The 23,791-nt window shown below is 44.5% G+C and carries 19 protein-coding genes and 1 tRNA gene; 9 read left to right on the top strand and 11 right to left on the bottom strand.

Annotated features, from left to right (window positions below):
• Positions 1-142: 142 nt before the first annotated feature.
• The 3 genes from NO989_RS12520 to NO989_RS12510 all read left to right on the top strand — a co-directional run bounded on the left by NO989_RS12520 (position 143) and on the right by NO989_RS12510 (position 3,819).
• Positions 143-1,771 (top strand): diacylglycerol kinase family protein, encoded by a 1,629-nt coding sequence (locus NO989_RS12520; protein WP_371342671.1) that lies wholly within the window; start codon positions 143-145, stop codon positions 1,769-1,771.
• A gap of 7 nt (positions 1,772-1,778) precedes the next feature.
• Positions 1,779-3,134: an NADP-specific glutamate dehydrogenase gene (gene gdhA, locus NO989_RS12515; RefSeq protein WP_014949373.1), complete on the top strand. Its 1,356-nt coding sequence runs from the start codon at positions 1,779-1,781 to the stop codon at positions 3,132-3,134.
• Between the two features lie 229 nt (positions 3,135-3,363).
• Complete coding sequence (locus NO989_RS12510) at positions 3,364-3,819, top strand: hemerythrin domain-containing protein (RefSeq protein ID WP_014949372.1); 456 nt, start codon at positions 3,364-3,366, stop codon at positions 3,817-3,819.
• 161 nt (positions 3,820-3,980) lie between these two features.
• Here the strand turns inward: NO989_RS12510 and NO989_RS12505 are convergent, their stop codons facing one another.
• From NO989_RS12505 to rlmE, 9 genes are all read right to left on the bottom strand, one after another.
• Entirely contained in the window at positions 3,981-4,139 is a 159-nt protein-coding gene (locus tag NO989_RS12505) for a YqaE/Pmp3 family membrane protein (protein WP_014949371.1), read from the bottom strand.
• 193 nt (positions 4,140-4,332) lie between these two features.
• On the bottom strand, positions 4,333-6,627 hold the full coding sequence (locus NO989_RS12500) for a putative bifunctional diguanylate cyclase/phosphodiesterase (protein WP_371342670.1): 2,295 nt from the start codon (positions 6,625-6,627) through the stop codon (positions 4,333-4,335).
• A 235-nt stretch (positions 6,628-6,862) separates the two neighbouring features.
• Positions 6,863-6,948: transfer RNA gene (locus NO989_RS12495), tRNA-Leu, on the bottom strand.
• Positions 6,949-6,957: 9 nt separating this feature from the next.
• Positions 6,958-7,371, bottom strand: coding sequence for a preprotein translocase subunit SecG (gene secG, locus NO989_RS12490; RefSeq protein ID WP_039232721.1), 414 nt, complete (start codon positions 7,369-7,371; stop codon positions 6,958-6,960).
• 10 nt (positions 7,372-7,381) lie between these two features.
• Entirely contained in the window at positions 7,382-8,125 is a 744-nt protein-coding gene (gene tpiA / locus NO989_RS12485) for a triose-phosphate isomerase (RefSeq protein ID WP_039229431.1), read from the bottom strand.
• A gap of 96 nt (positions 8,126-8,221) precedes the next feature.
• Positions 8,222-9,565 carry a phosphoglucosamine mutase gene (gene glmM, locus NO989_RS12480; RefSeq protein WP_014949367.1) on the bottom strand — a complete coding sequence of 448 codons (1,344 nt, stop codon included), beginning with the start codon at positions 9,563-9,565 and terminating at the stop codon, positions 8,222-8,224.
• 9 nt (positions 9,566-9,574) lie between these two features.
• Positions 9,575-10,399 (bottom strand): dihydropteroate synthase, encoded by an 825-nt coding sequence (folP, locus tag NO989_RS12475; RefSeq protein ID WP_371342669.1) that lies wholly within the window; start codon positions 10,397-10,399, stop codon positions 9,575-9,577.
• 340 nt (positions 10,400-10,739) lie between these two features.
• On the bottom strand, positions 10,740-12,686 hold the full coding sequence (gene ftsH / locus NO989_RS12470; protein WP_371342668.1) for an ATP-dependent zinc metalloprotease FtsH: 1,947 nt from the start codon (positions 12,684-12,686) through the stop codon (positions 10,740-10,742).
• Positions 12,687-12,787: 101 nt separating this feature from the next.
• Positions 12,788-13,417: a 23S rRNA (uridine(2552)-2'-O)-methyltransferase RlmE gene (rlmE, locus tag NO989_RS12465; RefSeq protein WP_338853590.1), complete on the bottom strand. Its 630-nt coding sequence runs from the start codon at positions 13,415-13,417 to the stop codon at positions 12,788-12,790.
• A gap of 95 nt (positions 13,418-13,512) precedes the next feature.
• On the opposite strand from rlmE, the gene yhbY reads away from it, so the two are divergent.
• Both yhbY and NO989_RS12455 read left to right on the top strand, forming a co-directional pair.
• Entirely contained in the window at positions 13,513-13,806 is a 294-nt protein-coding gene (gene yhbY, locus NO989_RS12460; protein WP_014949363.1) for a ribosome assembly RNA-binding protein YhbY, read from the top strand.
• A 103-nt stretch (positions 13,807-13,909) separates the two neighbouring features.
• A complete protein-coding gene (locus NO989_RS12455; RefSeq protein ID WP_061485808.1) occupies positions 13,910-14,686 on the top strand; it encodes a 3-hydroxyacyl-CoA dehydrogenase in 777 nt (258 codons plus the stop codon).
• Positions 14,687-14,764: 78 nt separating this feature from the next.
• On the opposite strand, the gene NO989_RS12450 is transcribed toward NO989_RS12455, so the two are convergent.
• Positions 14,765-15,469, bottom strand: coding sequence for a hypothetical protein (locus tag NO989_RS12450; protein WP_061485807.1), 705 nt, complete (start codon positions 15,467-15,469; stop codon positions 14,765-14,767).
• Positions 15,470-15,735: 266 nt separating this feature from the next.
• Between NO989_RS12450 and NO989_RS12445 the strand changes: the two genes are divergently transcribed.
• Entirely contained in the window at positions 15,736-16,653 is a 918-nt protein-coding gene (locus NO989_RS12445; protein WP_061485806.1) for an RDD family protein, read from the top strand.
• A gap of 143 nt (positions 16,654-16,796) precedes the next feature.
• Here the strand turns inward: NO989_RS12445 and NO989_RS12440 are convergent, their stop codons facing one another.
• Complete coding sequence (locus tag NO989_RS12440) at positions 16,797-19,193, bottom strand: Lon protease family protein (protein WP_014976416.1); 2,397 nt, start codon at positions 19,191-19,193, stop codon at positions 16,797-16,799.
• A gap of 512 nt (positions 19,194-19,705) precedes the next feature.
• Here NO989_RS12440 and NO989_RS12435 point away from each other — a divergent pair.
• From NO989_RS12435 to lptE, 3 genes are all read left to right on the top strand, one after another.
• On the top strand, positions 19,706-20,323 hold the full coding sequence (locus NO989_RS12435) for a hypothetical protein (protein WP_371342667.1): 618 nt from the start codon (positions 19,706-19,708) through the stop codon (positions 20,321-20,323).
• A 311-nt stretch (positions 20,324-20,634) separates the two neighbouring features.
• Complete coding sequence (gene leuS, locus NO989_RS12430; protein WP_371342666.1) at positions 20,635-23,238, top strand: leucine--tRNA ligase; 2,604 nt, start codon at positions 20,635-20,637, stop codon at positions 23,236-23,238.
• An 11-nt stretch (positions 23,239-23,249) separates the two neighbouring features.
• Entirely contained in the window at positions 23,250-23,786 is a 537-nt protein-coding gene (gene lptE, locus NO989_RS12425; RefSeq protein WP_371342665.1) for an LPS assembly lipoprotein LptE, read from the top strand.
• Positions 23,787-23,791 lie beyond the last annotated feature (5 nt).

Genomic DNA, 23,791 nt, shown 5'->3' with positions numbered 1-23,791 from the left:
CTCATATTTTCAATATCAAAGCATACGTTTACCAGTAAGTGATAGTTCAACCCTATTGCGACAAAAGTAAACGAAAACGCTCCAGTGTAAGTATAGATGCATAGACTGTTTGCTCTTTCCAATTACAAAGGATGTATTAATCGTGAAAATGGTGAAGTATTACGTACTTGGTGCATTAGTGGCGTTAGCACTAACGTTGACCGTGCCAGTGATATTATTAAAAGTGGTATTTGGTTGGATTGCATTTTCCCTTATTGCCGTAAGCAGCGCCTATTTGCTCAACTATCCAAGCCTGTTTCGCAAACGTGAGGATGGCTCAATACCATTCTACATACGCTGGATTTTTGTACCTTTTTTACTGGGCTCTTGGCTTTACAATGAATTCGCACGGAGAACGGATAAAGTCCCCCCCCTACAAAAAATTGAGCCGCACTTATTCCTTGCGTGCCGCATGTCGGGAAAACACGTTAGCCTTTTAAACGAAAACAACATTGATGCCATTCTTGACGTAACCGCTGAATTTGATGGACTGGATTGGACGGCATATCAAGAAGATTACCGCTATTTAAACGTACCGGTACTCGACCATACAAGCCCCACTCCTGAACAACTTGTTTTAGCAATAAATTGGTTGAATCAACAAATTTCTGAAAAGAAAAATGTTGTTGTGCATTGTGCGCTTGGACGAGGTCGCTCTGTTCTGGTAGTTGCAGCCTATTTACTGGCCAAAAACCCTACGTTGAGTGTAGATGATGCATTACGTGAAATTAACCAGATACGCCAAACAGCAAGGCTCAACAAACGTCAATTAGCATCGCTACAGCAGATCAGAGATGGTGGCCTACTTTCACTACAAAAGAATCTAACCCTTATCGTTAATCCAGTTGCTGGGGGCGGTAAATGGGAGCAATACCGAGATGACGTTCTTTCTCGATTAAATGAAAAATTCAAAGTGACCGTGAAAGAAACCACACCTGAAGTAGATGGTAAGGCACTAGCAGATAGAGCAAAACAAGACGGCGCCCACATTATTGTCGCATGCGGCGGCGATGGAACGTTAACTGAAGTCGCCTCGGCTTTGGTCAACACCGACGTTACCATGGGGATTATCCCCTTTGGTACAGCAAACGCACTAAGCCAAGTGTTGCATGGCTACATTAGTAAAGTCATGCCTATTAGTACAGCATGCGACATCATTATAGAGGGCAACACCTTAGCCATAGATACCGCGACCTGTAACGACCACGTTATGCTTTTGGTGGCAGCAGTTGGCTTCGAGGAAAAAATGATTTCGGCCGCTGATCGCGAAGAAAAGAATGTAGGCGGCCAGTTTGCCTACCTAAAAGGGCTATGGAACGCGATTTCAAATAATGAAAACATGACGTTTAAAGTAGCAAAAGACAACCAGCCAGCTGAAACCTTAGAAACGCCGAGCTTTGTTATTGCAAACGCAGCCCCAATGACCACAGCACTTGCTCAGGGCGCAGAGCCGCCCGACATCACCGATGGAAAGCTTGATTTGACCTGGCTATTACCTCAGCCCAGCTCTGATAAACAATTCGCATCGTTAGCAGAGCTAGTGCTAAGTCCAGCTGAAGCAAAGAAGCAATCTGAATCAATACGGCACGAACGCGCATCAAGCATAACGTTAACATTTGATAAGCCCACGGCGTATGCTGTCGACGGCGAGATCTACGAAGGCGAAAAGCTTGAGATAAAAACATGCCCTCGAAGCCTTAACGTTCTCACTAATTTTGAAGAAAAGGATTAAGCAGTACATGACTCAGAAAAGTAACTTTGAAGAAATCTATACCTTTCTTAATGAGAAATTTGCTAACGAAACGGAATACCTACAGGCGGTACACGAAGTATTAGAAGATATTGTTCCTATTTACAATGCAAACAAAGACTACAAAGCGTTCGATATTATAAGACGCATTTGCATGCCTGAACGCATTATTTATTTTACCGTGTCGTGGATGAACAGTGATGGCGATATTGAAGTCAATCAAGGTTGGCGTGTACAGCACAATTCAGCCATGGGTCCTTACAAAGGTGGCTTGCGCTTTCATCCTACCGTCAACTTATCGGTGCTTAAGTTTCTTGCTTTCGAACAGTGTTTCAAGAATGCCCTGACCGGCTTACCCATGGGCGGAGGTAAAGGCGGGTCAGACTTTAACCCCAAAGGGCGTACTGATCGCGACATTATGTTGTTTTGCCAAGCCTTCATGCGTGAATTACAGCGACATATTGGCGCAAATACCGATGTACCTGCAGGTGACATAAACGTTGGCGCAAGAGAAATAGGATACCTTTATGGCGAGTATCGCAGACTAAACAATAAGTTCGAAGGCGTATTAACAGGTAAAGGCTTAGAATTTGGTGGTAGCTATGTACGTACTGAAGCTACAGGCTTTGGCTTAATTTACTTTTTAGAAGCGGTATGTCGACATCAAGGTACTCCAATTGAAGGCAAAACCATTGCAGTGTCTGGAGCCGGTAACGTAGCGTTACATGCTGCACTTAAAGCGGTAGAGAAAGGCGGAAAAGTGATTTCGCTGTCTAATAGCCGAGGGCTTTTACATAATGAGAATGGGTTAACTGATACCGCGCTTAAGTGGGCAATCGACAACCATGCAAACCGCAACAATATCCTTGCTGACATGGCAGATGAAAACATGGGCAAGTGGATAGCTGATAAAAAGCCTTGGCATTTAAAATGCGACATAGCACTGCCTTGCGCTACGCAAAACGAACTACTTGAAGAAGATGCAAAATCACTGCTAGATAACGGCTGTCAAATGGTACTAGAAGGTGCGAATATGCCGTGCACAAACGAAGCGCAGGCTTTGTTTTTAGACGCCCAAATTGCATACGTACCAGGCAAAGCATCTAACGCTGGCGGCGTTGCGCTATCCGGCTTAGAAATGAGCCAGAACGCCATGTTCAATCAACGTAACGCAAGCGCACTCGATGAACAGCTCTATTCAATTATGGAAAGCATTCATCAGCGTTGTGTTGATGAGGGTAAATCTGAAGGCGATGCTGGAAGCAGCTACGTTGATTATATGAAAGGCGCCAATGTAGCAGCATTTCGTAGACTCGCTGACGCCATGGTCGCACAAGGCGTGTAGCGCATATCCCATCTCCCTCTTTCGGTAAATTCACGGACTTACTGCCGTGAATTTATCGGAAACTGACTTGTAAAATTTGCGTTGTCCCCTTCCCCAACTCAATGACTCTGTGTCACTTCATTTGAAATTTCTTTTAAAAATCAGCGCGTAACAAAAATCTCATTCATGGAATAAAAATAGCATTACCACAGGTGTGATTCATTTTTTTGGTATTTATAAGGAACTACCCATGAAAATTTTTGAAGCTTTGCGTCAAGACCATGAAAAGCAACGTTTACTGCTTAAAATTCTAGCTGAAACAAGCGGAAACACTGCTGCGCGCCGTGAATATTATCAAGAGCTTAAGACACAGCTTGAAAGTCATGCTATCGCTGAAGAGCGCCATTTCTATTCTCATCTTCTGGAGAAAGATGCCACTGTAGATTTAACACGTCACGGCATTGCAGAGCATCACGAAATTGATGAGCTACTCGCAAAGCTCGATGATACGGATATGAGTTCACCAGCTTGGTTGCGTCATTTGAAAACACTTCAGGAAAAGGTAGAACATCATCTTGCCGACGAAGAACAGGAATTCTTCCAAGTTGCAGGCAATGTGCTTAATGACCGCCAAAAAACAAAACTTGCAGATGAATATCAAAAAGAGATGAAGCAAGAGTTAGACGACGAAAAGCTCACCGCCTAACATGGGATATGTCACGTTGCCGAAATCGTCCTATTCGACAAACGTCATCACGTAAAAAGCCAGCTATCAAAGCTGGCTTTTGTTTATTTCATATTTGGTTGCTGTACTCGCTACGACTATGCGATTTATTGCATAGCCGCCAATACAGCGTTTTTCACCACCTACTTTTTAGCGATGATGTAAACAGCGTGAATAACACCAGGGAAATAGCCAAGAATAGTTAAAAGGATATTAATCCAAAAGTGAGCACCGATACCCACTTGTAAAAATACGCCCAGCGGTGGAAGTAAAATCGATAAAAGTATACGAATGATGTCCATAATAAATTCCTTGTTTTTGAAGTAATTTCACAACTCAGTGGGCAAAATACTCACACTTTGGCGAAGAAATCAGGCCCGCAGAGCGTTTTACACGCTTCATTATTTGTTCTGCATTTACGATGCCATGTCGCCAAAAACTGCGACAAAGGCATAGTGATTACTGTAAAACAATAAATTTAATTTGAAGAAATAGCTATTCACCGAAAGGCGTATTTTGAAGCCAGTCTTCAAGGTCTGAACGACTAAGTGGGCGACTAATGTAATAACCTTGAACGATATCACAGCCCCAGTCCTTTAAGATTTCAAGCGACGCTACGTCTTCAACACCTTCAGCCACAACCTTTAAATTAAACACATTCGCCAAACTCAGCACGGTATGAACAATTTGCTGGTCGTTTTCATCACTCGCCAGCGACAGAATAAAACTCTTATCAATTTTAATCGTTTTTACGGGCAAGTTCTTTAAATAGGCTAACGACGAATAGCCTGTACCAAAGTCGTCGATGGCGAAATGAAAGCCCCGCGCCGTTAGTTCATTCAGGTTCTCTATAGCAAGCGACGCATCTGCAACTAAATCGCTTTCTGTTATTTCAAGTTCCAGAGCCTCAGGTGACAAGCCTTCCTGGGTTAGAAGCGACACTAGCTTCCCTAGAAGTACCTTATTTTGAATATCCTGAGTAGATAAGTTCATCGCAACGGTGAACCCATACCCCATGCCTCTAAAATAAGCTAAGTCTGAAATGGTTTGCTTCATTACCCAAGTCGTAACTTGCTCAATTAACCCTGCTTGCTCAGCAATGGTAATAAACTCATCAGGTGGAACAAAGCCCAGAACACTATTATTCCAGCGAATAAGCGCTTCCATGCTGCATACTTTCATTGTCTGCAGATCTATTTTTGGTTGGTAAACCATGGACAGTTCGTTTTGCTGGCTAGCCAGTGCACGTTTTAGTTCAGTGGTAATTGATAGTCTTCGATTGTATTTATCTTCTAGTTCTGTCCTATAGCGAACGCACCAGCTGTCGCTGTGTATCGCTTCATCTGTAACAATATTCATTTTTCTGAATAATTCTTCCGATGTTGTTGCATCTTGCGGGCACTGGATAACCGCCATTGCGACTTTTACTGGAATTGCAATCAGGTTACTTTCCACTGGTTGCTCTAATATGTGCTTGAGCGTTTCGAGCTGGTCATCATTAAGTGAATCTTGCGTAATATATAAAATCTCACCGCCAGCTAATCTTGCGGAAGTACCAGGCCAACGCTGAAGCCTCTCGGCCAATGCTTTCAGTGTATTATCGCCGTTAGAGTAACCGTAGAGGTCGTTAATGGTTCGAAATCCGATTACGGTAATGGCAACAACCTGTAACTCTCTTTCTTCTTGAAGTTGTGACTCAAAGAAGCCTTCAACATAGTTCCGATTGAAAAGCCCGGTAAGCACGTCGTGTTCTGCTTGATAACGAATATGATTTTCACGGCTTTTAATACTTGCTTGCATGCTGTCGACTGCGTTGGCAAGTTCGGTAATCTCTTTGAGGTTCGACGGTGCGTCAAGGGTTGCGCCATAGCTTCCTGACGCGACCTTATTCACTGCTTTTACCAAGGTAGACACTGGTCGACTCACGTTCCTGGCAAGCAGCAGAGAAAGACCCAGAGCAATGAATATTGCGACTAAGCAAAATGCAAGAATCGTCAATTGAATACGTGTGAAAGCACTAAATGAAGACGTTGTATCTACTGCTAGAGTTATCTTAACCGGCAAATTGCCATCAGAGGCGATATTCACCTCACGGGCAAAGTAAGTAAGCTCGTCTTTAAACGTTACATCTATCCACGAAGGGTCGTGTTCTGACGCGAGGATCCGTTGCGCATCATTTTCTTTTAAGGTAGTCGTAAGAACGTCATTGGTATCAATTCTTGAGATAATAATTTCAGCGTCTACGAGCGCTTTTAGCTCTTCTAATAATCTGCTATCAAACTCAACGCCTATTAGCATGTAATATCTAAGCGTAGGTATTTCTACGCGAATTAGATTTAACTGTACTAATTTATTATCGACTACGAAGAAACCGCTGTCTTTCCCTTTAGCAACCAATGCAAGGCTACTTTCCACATTTTGACCGACTTCAAATAGGTCTGTACGCGTTACAACTACTTGATGATCTAGACTTACCAGAGCGATGATATCGGTGTTTAGTCTCTGCGCGTAACTGGTAAACGCCGCTTCAATAGAGGGTATATTCTCTGTGCCAACCGCACGCCTGAAATCAAATGAGCGAGACAGTACTTTTGAAACGTTGCGTATGACAGCTTGACGATCCGCAACCACTTTATCGAATACTTTCTCTGCTAAAACAATATTGTGGTCAATGTTTTGAACAACGAGAGTATTGGCTGAGCGCCACACTGCTCCAATTATCAGAAGTGATGCTATCACAATCCCTATGAATAGGGTTTGGAACAAACTCTGACTAAGTGTTTTTTGCACTATAGTGCCTCGTAAAAGTTGTTTTGTTTATGTCGCGGACAGTATGACTAAGTATTGAAAAGCATAGCTGAATAATAAAAATAGGAACAGACATAACATCCTGTAAATTTTAGATTTTAACGCTTTGTTACAATTAACAAGGCTAGTTAAAAGTGAGCGTACAGGGTCACCTTATCAAGAATTTCACGGTGTAAAAACAGAAAAGGCCAGCATTGCGCTGGCCTTTACATTTATTTGGTGCGGAAAGCGGGACTTGAACCCGCACGAGCTATGCTCACCACCCCCTCAAGATGGCGTGTCTACCAATTCCACCACTTCCGCGAAAACTTTTTAGTTTGAACCTTCAGCGTCGTCAGACTTTGGTACGTCTGTTACATCGCTTTCAACAACAGGAACGTCACTTTGAGCTGCATCTTCAATAACTGGTACGTCTTGATCAGCTGGTAGCTCTACTGGCTCTTCTACTGCCGCTGGAACTTCTAGGTTGTTCCACTCATCTTCTGCGCTTTCACGGTTTGCAGTCATTGCACCCAAAGAAAGGCTAATTAAGAAGAACAAGCCTGCTAATATAGCGGTCGTACGAGTCATGAAGTTACCCGAACCTGATGAACCGAAAACAGTGTTTGAACCGCCTGAGCCAAATGAAGCGCCCATATCTGCACCTTTACCTTGTTGGATCAATACAAATCCAATAAGTAATAGCGCTACAATTAGGTATGCTACTAATAGCACTTCGTAAATCATAAATACCTCGTCAGTTTGCCGCTTGGCAAATTGAAATAAAATCTTCAGCTTTTAAACTGGCTCCGCCAATTAGACCGCCATCTACATCTTTTTGCGCAAATAGGGTTTCAGCATTATCTGGCTTTACACTACCACCGTACAAAATACGAAGGCCTTGAGCCAATTGTGCGTCTACTTTATTAAAGTAGCCGCGAATAAATTCGTGTACTTCTTGTGCTTGCTCAGGGCTGGCTGTTTTACCAGTACCAATTGCCCAAATCGGCTCGTATGCAATAACAGTTTTGCTGAGTTCGTCTACCGACATGGCGCTAACTAGTGCATCTAGTTGCTCGCCAACAAACGATTCAACATCACCTGCTTCTCTCACTTCAAGTGGCTCACCTACACAAATGATGGGTACGACACCTGAAGAAACACATTGCTTTGCCTTTAATGCAACAAGTTCGCTTGACTCGCCTTGGTCTTCTCGTCTTTCTGAATGCCCAACAATTGCGTAACCGCAACCTGCTTCTTTAAGCATTTCAACTGACAACTCACCAGTGTGAGCGCCGTTATTAAGATGACTTACGTTTTGAGCACCAATGGCAAACGAATGGGTTTCAAATGCGTGTAAAAGAAGTGAAGGAGCGCAAATTACGATTTCCGAATCAGCTTTTACATTCGCCAGTTTTTGATTAAATTCAGCAACTAATGCCAAATTTCCGTTCATTTTCCAGTTGCCAGCCACGAATGGCTTTCTAAGATTTTTACTCACAACGCAGACCTTAGCCCTGTCTTCAAAGCGGGCGTGATATTAACTATTTAATTGAGAAGATACAAGCACAAAAAGCAAAATTTCCTGCTACGCCAACTAATTGGCGAGATTACGAACAGTTTCAGCAATATGCTCTGCCCATTTGTGAGATTGGCTTTCGTCATTCGACTCAACCATCACACGAATTAACGGCTCAGTACCACTTTTACGTAGAAGTACCCTGCCCGTTTTACCTAACGCAGACTCAGCCTCTTTCTTAGCATTTTGTACATTGCTGTGTGCTAAATAATCCACTTCTTGGTTAGCGTACCTCACGTTAACTAGCGTTTGCGGGTACATTTCAAACCCACTTGCTAAGTCGTGTAAGTCCATGTGCGAACGAAGCATTGCGGCAAGCACCTGAAGCCCGGCTACAATACCGTCACCTGTAGAGCTCATATTAAGATTGAGAACATGACCAGAGTTTTCACCGCCAATAGACCAGCCTTTTTGCTGTAGCAGCTCCATCACATAACGGTCGCCAACATTACTTCTTGCGAAAGGAACACCAAGCTTTGACAACGCATTTTCAAGGCCTAAATTGCTCATCAACGTGCCAACGACACCACCCTGCATTTTGCCGTTCTTAAGCGCGTCGCGGGCAATGATGTAAACAATCTGGTCACCATCAAGCACATTACCAAGGTGGTCTACCATCATAATGCGATCGCCATCGCCGTCTAGGGCAAAGCCAAGATCAGCGCCGGTCTCCTTAACCTTTTCAACAATCGCATCCATTGAGGTTGCGCCCACACCGTCGTTAATGTTTAAACCGTTTGGCGCTGTACCAAGTTCGATAACCGTAGCACCTAACTCTCTCAATACATTGGGGGCAATGTGATACGTTGCGCCATGTGCGCAGTCCACAACAATTTTAAGATCTGTCAGCGATAATTCTGAAGGGAATGTCCCCTTACAAAACTCAATATAACGACCCGCAGCGTCATTTATACGCGTAGCCTTACCCAGCTTATCAGATGCCACACATGTCATTGGACGCTCAAGCATATCTTCAATCGCTAACTCGATATCATCATCAAGCTTAAAGCCTTGTGCTGAGAAAAATTTAATGCCGTTATCATAAAACGGATTATGTGACGCACTAATCACTATCCCTGCTTCTGAGCGAAATGTTTTGGTGAGATAAGCGATGGCTGGCGTTGGCATGGGGCCTAGCAAGCCGATATTGATACCAGCAGCTGATAAACCAGCCTCTAAAGACGACTCTAGCATGTAGCCAGAAATACGCGTGTCTTTACCAATAAGTACTTTGTTCGTCCCTCGTCCGGCAAGGACCTTGCCTGCTGCCCACCCCAGTTTTGTAACAAACTCTGGGTTGATATTGCTCTCGCCTACCTTTCCGCGGATACCGTCGGTGCCGAAATATTTGCGCTGCGTCATTATTATTCCTTATTTTACTGAATTCAGCATTTTCACGATATTGACAGCATCAGCTGTTTCTTTCACGTCGTGAACGCGAATTAAATGTGCGCCCATTTGGGCGACAATTGTAGCGAGGCTTATGCTTCCCGCCAAGCGCTCATCCACTTTTCTATTTAGCAAATTGCCAATCATCGACTTGCGAGACATGCCTACTAACACTGGGTAACCCAGCTTCATAAGCGATGGCAAGTGTTTCACCAACGTATAATTGTGTTCCAGTGACTTTCCGAAACCGTAGCCAGGGTCGAACAAAATCTTGTCTTTAGCAATGCCCGCTTCTTCACACACTTTGGTACGCGCGAGTAGAAACTGACCCACATCATTCACTACATCATCATACTCAGGGCTTTGCTGCATGGTTCTGGGTTGCCCCTGCATATGCATTAAACAAACAGGTACTTGTGCTTCAGCTGCTACTTGCAATGCACCAGGCTCTTGTAAAGCGCGTACATCGTTGATTAGCCCCGCGCCGGCTTTCACCGCTTCCCGCATAACGTCGGCCTTGCTGGTATCAATAGAAATAACACATGAGGTATTTTTAGCTACGGCTTCAATAACGGGTATTGTGCGGTCAAGCTCTTCCTGCAGCGATACGTCGGGCGCGCCTGGCCTTGTCGATTCACCACCTATATCAATAAAAGTTGCCCCTTCATCAATCATGCGAAGCGCATGGTCAAGGGCTTGAGATACATTTGTGTGCTTGCCGCCGTCAGAAAATGAATCAGGAGTAACATTTAAAATGCCCATTACCTGAGGCTGTGACAGATCTATGAAGTACTTACCAAACTGCATGAATTACCTGCATTATCTTTGTTTTGAAATTACCGTATTTCTTAGTCAGAAAATATGTTGAGAAATGAAGCTTTAAAGCAAACTGATTTTGACCCGCTGTCTTAGCAATGAAACCTACTTAAAAATGCATGCTCTTTGCCTTGTTGCTTGCTGAATTCTTTGGTTAGTTCTTCGCCGTGTTTTTTTCATTGTTCTTTGCAAAGAACAGTGTAGAACGTAACGAAATAAATAACTCAGCTAACACAGTGACATAAACTGTAAGTCAAATTCCCAGATTAAAATCAATCAGCTCTAACAAAAAACGCCAGTTAAACTGGCGTTTTTTAATGGAAGTAAAAGGTTAGCTTGGAATATCGCCCGGCTTACCTACCGACGGTTTGTCTACACCGTCATTTTTAATTTCACCTTCGCGAACCGGTGCACCACCACTTGGCTTGTCGCCACCCGATGGCTTGCTGTCATCCCAGTCAGCAGGAGGACGAACGTCAGTGCGGTTCATCAGATCATCAATTTGCTTAGCATCAATGGTTTCGTACTTCATCAGTGCGTCTTTCATTGAATGTAAAATATCGATGTTGTCTTCAAGGATCTTTTGAGCACGCTCGTAGTTGCGGTCAATCAGTGACTTAATTTCCGCATCAATGGCACGTGCTGTGTCATCAGACATGTTTGTTGCCTTAGACATAGACTTGCCTAGGAACACTTCACCTTCGTCTTCAGCGTAAAGCATTGGGCCCATTTTGCTCGACAAGCCCCATTGGGTCACCATCTTACGTGCAATTTCAGTTGCACGTTCGATGTCGTTAGATGCACCCGTGGTTACTTTGTCGTCACCATAAATAATGGCTTCAGCAATACGCCCACCAAACAAGCTAGAAATCATACTTTCTAAGTGCTGTTTAGAGTGGCTCACTCGGTCTTGCTCTGGTAAGTACATTGTCACACCCAGTGCGCGACCGCGTGGAATGATAGACACTTTGTATACCGGATCGTGCTCTGGCACTAAACGACCTACAATAGCGTGCCCCGCTTCGTGATACGCAGTCATTTCTTTTTCAGACTCAGACATCACCATCGACTTACGCTCAGAGCCCATCATGATTTTGTCTTTCGCTTTCTCAAACTCTTCCATAGAAACAAGGCGCTTGTTGCCGCGAGCAGCGAACAATGCAGCTTCGTTTACTAGGTTAGCAAGGTCAGCACCTGAGAAACCTGGTGTACCGCGAGCGATAACTGACGGTTCTACGTTATCAGCCACTGGTACTTTGCGAATATGAACCTTAAGAATTTGTTCACGGCCGCGGATGTCAGGAAGGCCAACCACTACTTGACGGTCAAAACGACCAGGACGAAGAAGCGCAGGGTCTAGTACGTCAGGACGGTTAGTTGCCGCAATAACGATAATACCCTCATGACCTTCAAAGCCGTCCATTTCAACAAGCATCTGGTTAAGGGTTTGCTCACGTTCGTCGTGACCACCACCTAGACCAGCACCACGTTGACGGCCTACCGCATCGATTTCATCGATAAAGATGATACAAGGCGCCGCTTTTTTCGCTTGCTCAAACATGTCACGCACACGAGATGCACCTACACCCACGAACATTTCAACGAAATCAGAACCAGAGATAGTAAAGAATGGTACTTTCGCTTCACCGGCAATGGCTTTTGCAAGCAACGTTTTACCTGTACCAGGAGGACCTACCATAAGTACGCCCTTCGGAATTTTACCGCCTAGCTTTTGGAACTTAGACGGGTCGCGCAGGAAGTCTACCAATTCAGATACATCTTCTTTCGCTTCGTCACAGCCTGCTACGTCAGCAAATGTTGTCTTAATTTGGTCTTCACCAAGCAAGCGAGCTTTGCTTTTACCGAATGACATCGCGCCACGGCCGCCGCCACCCTGCATTTGACGCATGAAGAAAATCCATACACCAATAAGCAGTAACATGGGGAACCATGAAATGAAAATAGACGTCAGAAGAGACTGCTCTTCTGGTGGTTCACCGTACACTCTTACGTCGTTCTTAACCAAGTCAGATACTAACTTGTCATCGAAGTAAGGTACGAATGTTTGGAAAGTTTCGCCTGAACGCTTAGTACCTCGAATTTCGCCACTATTATTGATGCGAACTTCTCGAATATTTCCCTGTTCTGCTTCTCTCAAAAACGTTGTGTAGTCAGTTTGCGAACGAGACGATTCACTCGGTGAAAAGCTCTGGAAAACCGACATTAAAACAACGGCGATGACTAACCATAAGATTAAATTTTTTGCCATATCGCTCAATGCTACTAACCTCTATAAACCCGAATTGCTTGTATATTCAACAAGTTGTTTATTGAATAAACGACACAACTCGCAACGAAAACCGCTTATCTCAAAGCGTACTACACTTTATACCCACAAGCCACCAAATACACCTCTCGCGAACGTGATCTGGACGAGTCAGGCTTACGCGTCTTTATGGTTGTGAAAGATTGTTTAAGTGCGTTCATGAACTCAACAAACCCCTCACCTTGGAACACCTTTATGACAAACGAACCACCAGGCTTTAACACTTGGTGACACATATCAAGCGCTAGTTCGCAAAGGTACATAGAGCGAGATTGGTCAACCGACGCGTTACCTGCAAGGTTCGGTGCCATATCAGACAACACAATATCTACGGTGTTCCCACCGATTCTGTTCAATAGTGCGTCGAGAACAGCGTCCTCTCTGAAATCACCTTGTAAAAAGTCTACGCCCACGATTGGGTCCATGGGCAAAATATCGCACGCGATAACTTGACCATTGTCGCCAACGAGCTGTGCGGCTAGCTGTGACCAGCCCCCCGGTGCAGCACCAAGGTCTACAAGTGTCATTCCTAGTTTAATAAGCTTATCTTTTTTCTGAATTTCTTCCAGTTTATAGATAGCTCGCGAGCGCCAACCTTCCTTATTTGCTTTTTGCACATAATGGTCGTTAACGTGTTCTTGTAGCCAGCGCTTACTGCTGGCGGAGTGTTTCTTTTTTGTCATTCCAATACAATGTCATTAGGATTGTAGAGAAGATGGCGTTAGAATACGTTATTTCAAGCATAAACTAACAGATTAATTGTAAGAAATATTACTTCATGAAACTTTCAAATAAACAGAAACAATTCCTAAAAGGCCTTGCACACCCTTTAAAACCTGTTGTGCAGCTAGGTGGGAACGGCCTGACAGAAGGTGTGGTTGCCGAAATTGACAACGCCCTTAGCCATCACGAATTAATTAAAGTTAAGGTGCCAACAGACGATCGCGAAGAAAAAGCGCTAATCATGGATGCCATTGTTCGTGAAACAAACTCAGTTAAGCTACAGGTAATCGGCCACACGCTAATTATCTACCGTCAAAGCGAAGACTGTAAAATTCAGTTGCCAAAATAGCTGAATATAAGGTGCCGATCCCCGTCGGCACCGTAGTTTTTCTTCTTACTTCCCGTTAACATCACGTTAATAATAGTGAAAAACTAGGGTTTAAGGGAAATCTATGACGCTAAATAATCTTACTGCCATTGTTACTGGCGGTTGCTCCGGACTTGGTCACGCCACTGCTATCGCACTTCGAGATGCAGGTGCTAACGTCAGCCTTTTTGACTTAAATGAAGAGCTTGGCGCACAGCGTGTAGAAGAATTAGGCAATAACAACACACTTTTCACCAAAGTCGATGTACGCGATGAAGCTTCTGTTCAAGCAGCTATAGACGCGACAACCGAAAGGTTTGGCGCCATTTCTTTAGTGGTTAATTGTGCAGGCATTGCCCCAGCTAAGCGACTGCTCGACAAAGAAGGCAATCCGGCGACGTTGGGTGACTTCCAGAAAACTATCGATATAAACTTAGTAGGAAGCTTTAATGTTTCTCGCTTAGTTGCAGCGACAATGGCAAAGCAATCGCCAGTTAACGAGGAAGGCGAACGCGGTCTTATCGTAAACACTGCTTCAGTTGCTGGCTACGAAGGTCAAATAGGGCAAACCGCTTATGCCGCGAGTAAAGGTGGTATTATCGGCCTAACCCTTCCAATGGCTCGAGACTTAGCCCCGTTGGGTATTCGTGTTAACACTATTGCACCGGGTGTAATGGGCACGCCAATGCTACTTGCTATGCCAGAAAAAGTGCAAGACGCCCTTTCTGCTAACGTTCAGTTTCCTAAGCGCCTTGGGCTACCAGAAGAATTTGCTAAGTTAGTTATCCATATGGCGAACAATAGCTACCTAAATGGTGAGACAATCCGCTTAGACGGCGGGCTGCGCATGCCTCCAAAGTAGTGATTAAGTGCATTAATGCTTTAATCAAAAAAAACCGCCTTTCGGCGGTTTATTTAAAGCGTTATCTATTGTTAATAGTTAGCTTTTCATTTTAATTAGCGTATCAGCTTCTACGGTGAAACGATTAAAGAAATCGTCTTCTAGTTCGCCAGTGATGCGTACGCGCTCGCCTTTCATTAGCGTGAGGTAACCATCCGCATCCACGGGTGCGTCCTCTAACTCATCAAGCTCTACCGTGAGGGTGGTATCGCCCACGTCAATTTGTAACGCTTCTTTGCCAATTGATTTAACGGTACCTACAAGAACCATTTCTTCATCGTCAAACTCAATGTTACTTGCTGTACTTAAATAAAGATCTGCCGAAGCCTTTTTAACTGACTCAGCTAAATAAACAGTATCCATACCATCGACAATCACACTCTGAGCAACTAACCTTTCGCTCGAAAACATGCCATCATCAAGACGCGCCGTTACCATGACTTCTTCGCCTTTCATTTTTGCATAGGCATTACTGTCAAGGTCGGTGTCTCTTAACTCAACGAAGATATTCCCGTCACCGTAATCTAACGTAAAGAATTTTGAATCTACAGCAGACACCTCACCGGTCAACGTAATCCACGTATCACCAGACTCAGATGTTCTGGACTCAGGTTGAACTGACGCTGAAGCTGCTTGCATTTGCGCAGTTTTCATCTCGTCAACATTAGCTTGTGCCATTGCAGATGAGCCCATCATAGCGAATGAAACCAGAGTTGCTGTAATCGTTCGTTTTGAGTTAAACATCGTAACCTCCTTAAAGGCATCATTGTTATTCATTCGATAATCTCTGATGCAAACCCAATGCCGCGCATATAAATCAATAACTTAAGTGAAATACACTTAAATTATCTATTTGCTAAAAAGAAAAATATTCCGACTATTGAAGAGATTACACTGTATCTTGCATGCGTATTTGTGAGGTGCTTACCCTTCAGATAAAAGAGTTAAAATAATACGCCTTACTGTGTAAAGTAGTGTTATGGAATTAGGTTAAGCACAGTGGACGGCAAATGTCTCACCCTCATCAACATATTGATACGCCACCTCTTAGTAGTGATGTCGAAAATAATACTGCAGATAAATTAGAAACCGTTGAAACAAAGGATATAGTCACGCCCTATGCGTTTGGCGTAGCTAACTCACTGTTAGGCAAGCGTCTGGCTACACCTTTTCAACGAGGGTTGGCTCAGTGTGTTGACCTACTATTTGTCGCCATTTTGAGCTCACTGGATGCACTGTTTTTGGCGATTATTGCTACAGTGACGTTTTATAAAGCTAGCCGCAACTTAGCCAACCATGACCTAGCCAATCAGTGCCATAAAAAAACTACGCGTTCATTTCTTCGAATAGGTGGAGCGTTCATGCTCTTTTGGACAGTGTTACTTACGTTAGATGCTGCCAATGAGGCTAATTACTTTCGTGACGATGCAACTGTCAGCAACGTGATCGACTCGCCTAGTCGCTCAGGTGAGAAAAATGGTGCGAACGATGATATTGGAGTAAATGAGGAAGCTCAAAATAAAGGTGTGCATGAAGATGGCCTACAGGAAGCTGAAGGTATGGAAAGTGACCTAGCAGATTTCGATGACGCAACTTCAGAGCCCTCAGCAAACACTTACAGCATTGTCGCATGGATTAAAGGTTTAATTACTGAGCTTGGCTTAGGCTTTGGTTGGGCCGCGCTTTATTACAGCGTGTTTACCGCTTGGTTTAACGGAAAAACTCCAGGTAAACGACTGCTAAACATACAAGTACTCAAACTCGATGGTTCTGGACTGTCGCTATGGGAGAGCTTTGGCCGTTATGGCGGTTATGGTGCGGGTTTAGCAACTGGCTTGTTAGGATTTGTGCAAATTTACTGGGATCCTAACCGACAAGCTATCCAAGATAAAATTTCAGAGACTCTGGTCATCAGCACCCGCAATTAGCGCGCTCTGGTATTTGCGTTTAACATTGAATGGCTGTGTGCACGTTCTACTGAAAAAACGCTTCTTTATTAGCGCATCAATCAAGATTAATGCAAAAATCAAGAAGCGCGTCTCGACACTGCAAGTACGCGCTTCGTTTTTATCTATTCGCCATCGCCACCATTAACAATAAGCGCAATATTGTATAGACGGTTTACGGCATGGTAATTGATTGAATTTTTGGGGTAACGACCTTTACTGCTTATTTTACCCGCTTCCTGTTCCATCAAAATAGATAGCGCGTCATCAACGGTCTCTACAGTGTAAATATGGAACAGCCCTTTTTTCACAGCATCGATAACAGTGGCGTCTAATACCAAATTAATCGCATTTGATTTAGGAATAATCACGCCTTGCGTGCCGGTGAGGCCACGGTGTTGACACAAGTCGAAAAAGCCTTCTATCTTTTCGTTCACACCGCCAACCGCTTGCACTTCACCATACTGGTTTATGGAACCCGTGATAGCCAAGGTTTGTAAGCAAGGGATTTCAGTCAACGCAGAGATAAGCGCAACCAGTTCACCAAGGGATGCACTATCGCCATCAATATGTCCGTATGACTGCTCTAGCGCTATATTTGCCGATAGGGTTAACGGGAAATGTTGGGCATACTTGTTGCCCAAGTAGCCGTTTAACAACATGACGCCTTTTGAGTGAATAGGCTGTCCAAGCTCTACCTCACGCTCAATATCAACTACACCACTTGCGCCGGCAAATACAGTAGACGTAATGCGTGCAGGCGTACCAAATGCAGTGTCACCAATATCCAATACCGTTAACCCGTTTACTTTGCCTACCGCTTTTCCTTCAGTGGCAATTAGCACGTGCCCTTCTTTAATATCGTTTAATAGTGTTTGACTGACGCGGCCGGTGCGACGCTTCTTGGCACTTAATGCGGTTTTTAAATGATCGAGTTCTAGTGTGTCGGCATTAGATTTCTGACAGAAATAATAGGCTTCATTAACTAGCTCAATAACTTCAGCGAAGTGCGCAGATAGCTTTTCTTTATGTTCAGCCATTCTTAACGAGTACTCAACTAGCCTGCACATCGCGTTAGCGGTAATGCCTTTAAGTCCTAACTGAATAAGATGCGCACGTACTTTGCCCACGAAATCAAAAAGCGCCTGTCTGGTGACGGGAATTTCCAAATCAAAATCCACCAACACTCTAAACAGTTCATCAAACTCGTCATCGTAATCTTGCAGCGTGTAGTATAGATCACGCGAGCCTAACAGAACGATTTTCACATTTAAGTCGATGGGCTGTGGATTGAGCGTAATGTTGTTCACCATACCCACATCTTGCTGGGGTAAGTCCATGCGCAAGCGCTGCGACTTGATGGCAAGCTTAAGAGTATCCCACACGAAAGGTTGTTCAATAAGTTGGTCGACATCCAACAACAAATAACCGCCATTTGCACGATGGAGCGCACCGGGCTGAATCATGCGATAGTTTGTAAACACGCTGCCGTGAATGTTGGTGTACTCTATTTTGCCAAACAAATTTTGATAAGTAGGGTTCGGCTCATAAATAACAGGGGCTGCGTCATCGAGTTTATTCGACACCAAAACGTTAGGAAGAAATTGCTCTTCTAAAAATATCTTCTTGTCGAAGTCATCACTCTTCTCTTCTTTCTGCTCTTCACTGTGAATGACTAAGATAGCGTTGACCAATGCAGTTTTAAGCTGCTTGAGGTACTTCATTACCCCTAGCTCAGACGCGTATTTGTGCTCAAGCACTTTTAGCAGCGGCTTAATTCCCTGCTCTGCGGTCTTTTTGTCAAGCTCACGAAGACGCTCAGAGTTTTCGCGTTTCCACGTAGGCAGGCTTAACAGGCCTTCGCTTAACCTATTTTCTAGCTCGTCAATAAGAGTATAAAACCCTTCCCGTTGTGCGTCAGTTAATGACGCAAACTCTGTGTCACTTATTGGCTTGCCGTTAACGATAGGTGAAAACGTAATAGAGCCACCCTCTTCGTAAAGCGCAACATCATTCGCTTGTGCGTAACGCTCTACCGCATCGATAGCCGCATCGTACTTTTGCTCGAATTCTCTGGAAATTGACGCGCGACGGCGCTGATATCCCGGGTTATCAAAAGCAATGGGCAGTGAGTCTAAGACATCGTCTATAAGCGCAGCCATGTCCTTGTGGAATGCTTTTCCACCTCCGGGAGGAAATTTTAGCGCAACAGGTTCGCGCTCTTCGTCAAAATTGTTGATATAACAACAATCATCAGGCGCCGGTAGCTGGGCAACTTGGCGTTCAATGTAATCCTTCACTAGAGTGAAGCGCCCCGTAGCGGGCTCACCCATCACGTAAAGATTGTAGCCTTTGGTGTTAATACCTAACCCAAACGTAAGTGCTTCACGCGCACGCTCTTGCCCAATGAAGGTCGCATTTAGCGCTTCATCATCTTTTAAGGCACTGTTTATAGCTCGGCGATTTATGGTAGGTGAAAGCGCGTCTACATCTAACGCATATAATTTACTGTCTACAGACATGTCTGTTCTATCTTTGTTTCTTTACTTAAGTGAAACCCTAATTAACATTAGTGTCAAACGCTTATCCTGAATAAGGCAGCTTTGCATCGCTAATTGCACAACAAACAACCACCTTCATGATTTTAGAGAGGAATTGGCAAGCACTACGAGCTTTTTGTGGTCTTCATTAGAACTGATACCTTGCGACACAAGGTGTAGCATCTAATAAAAGCCGAAAAGGAGTTAAGTACGAAAGAACTTACTTCAATTTAACCGCTGCATTTATTTCTGCCGCATAATTTGGATCAGAGCATTAAAATCACAGCGTTAAGAAAAGCGCGCCAAGGTCTGAGCCGTAAGGACAATGTGGTCAAGACAAAGCTCTGAAGAATCCTGTAACAGTAAGGCTTTAAAGTAGGTAGCAACGCAAGCTGCTTTCAATTACCTTAGAAAACACAAGAACCGAAATTCGTTTTGGCGACGAGACCAGGTTTCGCGCGCAATAACCAATGAACAAAAACAGGGTAATAACAATGACAAAAAAATTGAAAACTCGCTCACCCCTTCTGCTCACCTCCGCTTTCCTTGCTACCTTTCTGGGTACGGCATTTTCTTCAATGAGTATCGCTAACGTAAACTATGCAGATAACTCAGGGTTTTCTATCACCAATGAGAGTGAAAGCTATGCGCCAGTTGAAGTCGTGTACTCTCATTTTATTCAACATGTGGATATGTGGTGGCCGAAAGACCACACATGGTGGAAAGGTGCTTTGCGCATAGATGAGCAGGCTGGGGGCTGTTTCTGTGAGACGACTGACACGGCGAGTGCAGCGCATATGCAGGTAAGCTATGTTGAACCGAACAAAAAAGTGGTGATGACAGGTGGCTTAGGGCCGCTTCAAGAGATGGGTATGTCAGGTGCACTGACATGGGAATTCAGCACAATAGCATCGAGCACATCACCGGATGCAAATACACAAGACGGTCGCATACCGAAAACTAAAGTCACCCTTACCTACCACGCCTCAGGTAATATTCACTTTAATGGCCAAAAAGCATCTAACGAAGACGCCGCCAATTTAGTTCGAGTAGTCGACAAAGTGCAGGCGCAACAACTAAATGCGCTAACCGCGTTTAGTGACAATAATTAGATGTGACACCGAGGCCTGTTTATCGACAAGATAAGATGGCGCCAAGACAAAGTAAGATGAGCAAATGGGGCGAGTTCTGGTGTTCAATCGGCGTAAACTGTGTCATTAATGCTCACTTTTCAAGCAAGCAACAATAAATATTGCCAAGTTCGGTGTTAAGCTATTGAGGCATGGCTTAGCGCTGGGTTATTCTATTGGGCTATATGTATGTTAAGTGGGTGAATCCCACGCGCGGTTAGTTGGCGTTGCTACAAACTCGCCTTATGCCGCCCCATAAACGTTTTAACTTTTAATGCGGAAGCCTAAGTTTCATGGCCGATAATCAGTACAATCCGAAAGACATTGAACAACGCGTTCAGCAATACTGGGAAGAAAACCAATCGTTTAAAGCAAATGACGACGTAGAAAAAGAAAAGTTCTACTGCCTGTCTATGTTCCCATACCCTAGTGGCCGACTTCACATGGGCCACGTGCGCAACTACACCATTGGTGACGTGATCAGCCGTTTCCAGCGCATGCAGGGTAAAAATGTATTGCAGCCTATGGGTTGGGATGCTTTTGGTCTTCCGGCTGAAAATGCAGCAATTAACAACAACACTGCACCTGCGAAATGGACATACTCAAATATTGATTACATGAAAAACCAACTTCGCTCGTTGGGTTTCGGTTACGACTGGGATCGCGAAGTAACCACATGTAAATCAGATTACTATCGCTGGGAACAGTGGTTCTTCACACGCCTTTACGAAAAAGGTCTTGTTTACAAGAAAAACTCTACTGTGAACTGGGACCCTGTAGACCAAACTGTTTTGGCTAATGAGCAGGTAATCGACGGTCGCGGATGGCGCTCTGGTGCGCTGGTTGAGCAAAAAGAGATCCCTCAGTGGTTTATTAAAATTACTGACTACGCCGAAGAACTTTTACAAGACTTAGAACAGCTTGAAGAATGGCCAGACCAAGTACGCGCAATGCAGGCAAACTGGATTGGCCGCTCTGAAGGTGTTGAAATTACCTTCGATTTAGCGTCAGCGGTTAACGACATTGTCGATTTGACGGTATATACCACGCGTCCAGATACCTTCTACGGCGTTACTTACGTTGCAGTGGCTGCGCAGCACCCTCTTGCCGAATTCGCAGCAAAATCGAACCCAGATTTAGCGGCCTTTATCGACGAATGTAAAAACACCAAAGTTGCTGAAGCTGAATTAGCAACCATGGAGAAGAAAGGTTTCGCCACGGGCTTTGAGGTTGTTCACCCACTAACCGGTGAAAAGCTTCCAATTTGGGTCGCTAACTTCGTGTTGATGGACTACGGTTCAGGCGCGGTAATGGCCGTTCCTGGCCACGACCAGCGCGATTGGGAATTTGCGACTACATACAACCTACCTATTCAACAAGTCATTGCGCCAAACGCAGGTGATGAAGACAAGTGCGACCTTACCGCCTCTGCATTTACTGAAAAAGGTAGCTTGATCAATTCAGCTAAGTTCGACGGTCTTGAGTTCGATGCCGCATTTAATGGTATTGCTGATGAACTTGAAAGCAAAGGCTGTGGAAAGCGCAAAGTAAATTACCGTCTTCGTGACTGGGGCGTAAGCCGTCAGCGCTACTGGGGCGCACCTATTCCAATGCTAAATTTGGAAAACGGTGAATCTGTTCCGGTTCCTGCTGATCAACTACCGGTTGTTTTGCCTGAAGACGTAGAAATGAATGGCGTAACCTCGCCAATTAAAGCTGACCCTGAGTGGGCAAAAACCACATACAATGGCGAAGCCGCGTTACGTGAAACGGATACCTTCGACACCTTTATGGAGTCATCGTGGTACTACGCGCGCTATACCTGTGCTACTAACAACGACGCCATGCTTGATCCAACATCAGCTAACTACTGGTTACCAGTAGATCAGTACATTGGTGGTATCGAGCACGCTATCTTGCACTTACTTTACTCGCGTTTCTTCCACAAGTTGTTACGCGATGAAGGCTTGGTAAACTCTGATGAGCCGTTCAAGCGTTTGCTGTGTCAAGGCATGGTATTAGCCGACTCTTACTATCGTGAAGACGCGTCGGGTAAGAAAACCTGGTTCTCGCCTACCGAAGTAAGCACTGAAAAAGACGATAAAGGCCGTATTGTTAAAGCATGGCTAACCGCTGACGGTGAAGAAGTTATTCACGGCGGTATGACGAAAATGTCTAAGTCGAAGAATAACGGTATCGACCCGCAAGAAGTTATTGACCAATACGGTGCCGATACAGTGCGTTTATTTACCATGTTTGCTGCGCCACCGGAGCAAACCCTTGAGTGGGTAGACTCTGGTGTTGAAGGCGCAAACCGTTTCTTACGTCGTATCTGGAAATTAGTGACCGAACACGTTGAAAAAGGCACGCCAGAAGCGATTGATGTTAAGGCACTGTCGAAAGACCAACAGGCTCTTCGCCGTGAAGTACATAAGACCATTGAAAAGGTGTCTGATGACTTAGGCCGTCGTCAAACCTTTAATACTGCGGTTGCAGCGGTGATGGAATTGTTAAACCACCTTCAAAAAGCGCCACAAGACAACGCGCAGGACATCGCAATTATGCGCGAAGCCTGTGAATCTATCTTGTTGCTTCTAAACCCTATTACGCCGCACATCGCTCACGAGCTATGGAAAGTGTTGGGTCACAGTGAAGATATCGATTTAGCGCCATGGCCACAGGCTGATAAAGCCGCATTGGTTGAAGACGAGAAGCTTATCATTGTTCAGGTTAACGGCAAGGTTCGCGCTAAGATGACAATTGCTGCTGATGCTAGCAAAGAGAGCATTGAAGCATCTGCGAAAGAACAGCCTAACGTTCAGCAATTCATCGAAGGTAAAACCATTCGTAAAGTGATTGTTGTGCCTGGCAAGCTTGTAAACATTGTAGCTAACTAGGTCAGATACTGATGAAAAAGCACTTACAATTCGCAGTCGCTGTGTTGGGAACCGTATTGGTTACTGGCTGTGGCTTTCATTTGCGAAGTAGCCCTAGCCTACCTGACGACATAAACACCGTTGCTATTGAAAGTGCCCGAGCACACGCGCCGTTAGCGCGTGCGCTTGATAAACGCTTAAACGTTTACGGTTTATCCAGTGTTAGCGTAGATAAAACATCGCGCTCTAACCAAAACATAAACATCTATTTGCTTCCAGAAAAATTAGAACGTCAGCTGCTGTCGGTTTACCCTTCGGGTCAAGTTGCTGAATATGAACTGATTTATGTTGTGCGTTACCGCGTGCAGTTTCCTGGTAAGGAAGCGGTAATGGTGCAATTTGAAGTAGTACGTGACTATCAAGACGACCCTGACCAAGTGTTGGCAAAGTCTCGCGAACTTGAATTGATGCTAAGTGAAATGCGCGATGAAGCCGCTGATATCATGATCAGACGCCTTTCCAGTCAGGCAGCCGCTGCACCAAATGCATCGACTTCCATTAGTCAGTAAACATC

Source organism: Alteromonas sp. DY56-G5 (assembly GCF_041414725.1).
Classification (GTDB): domain Bacteria; phylum Pseudomonadota; class Gammaproteobacteria; order Enterobacterales; family Alteromonadaceae; genus Alteromonas; species Alteromonas macleodii.
The sequence above is the reverse complement of the archived record's forward strand: the minus strand, read 5'-3'. Positions and strand labels throughout refer to the sequence as shown.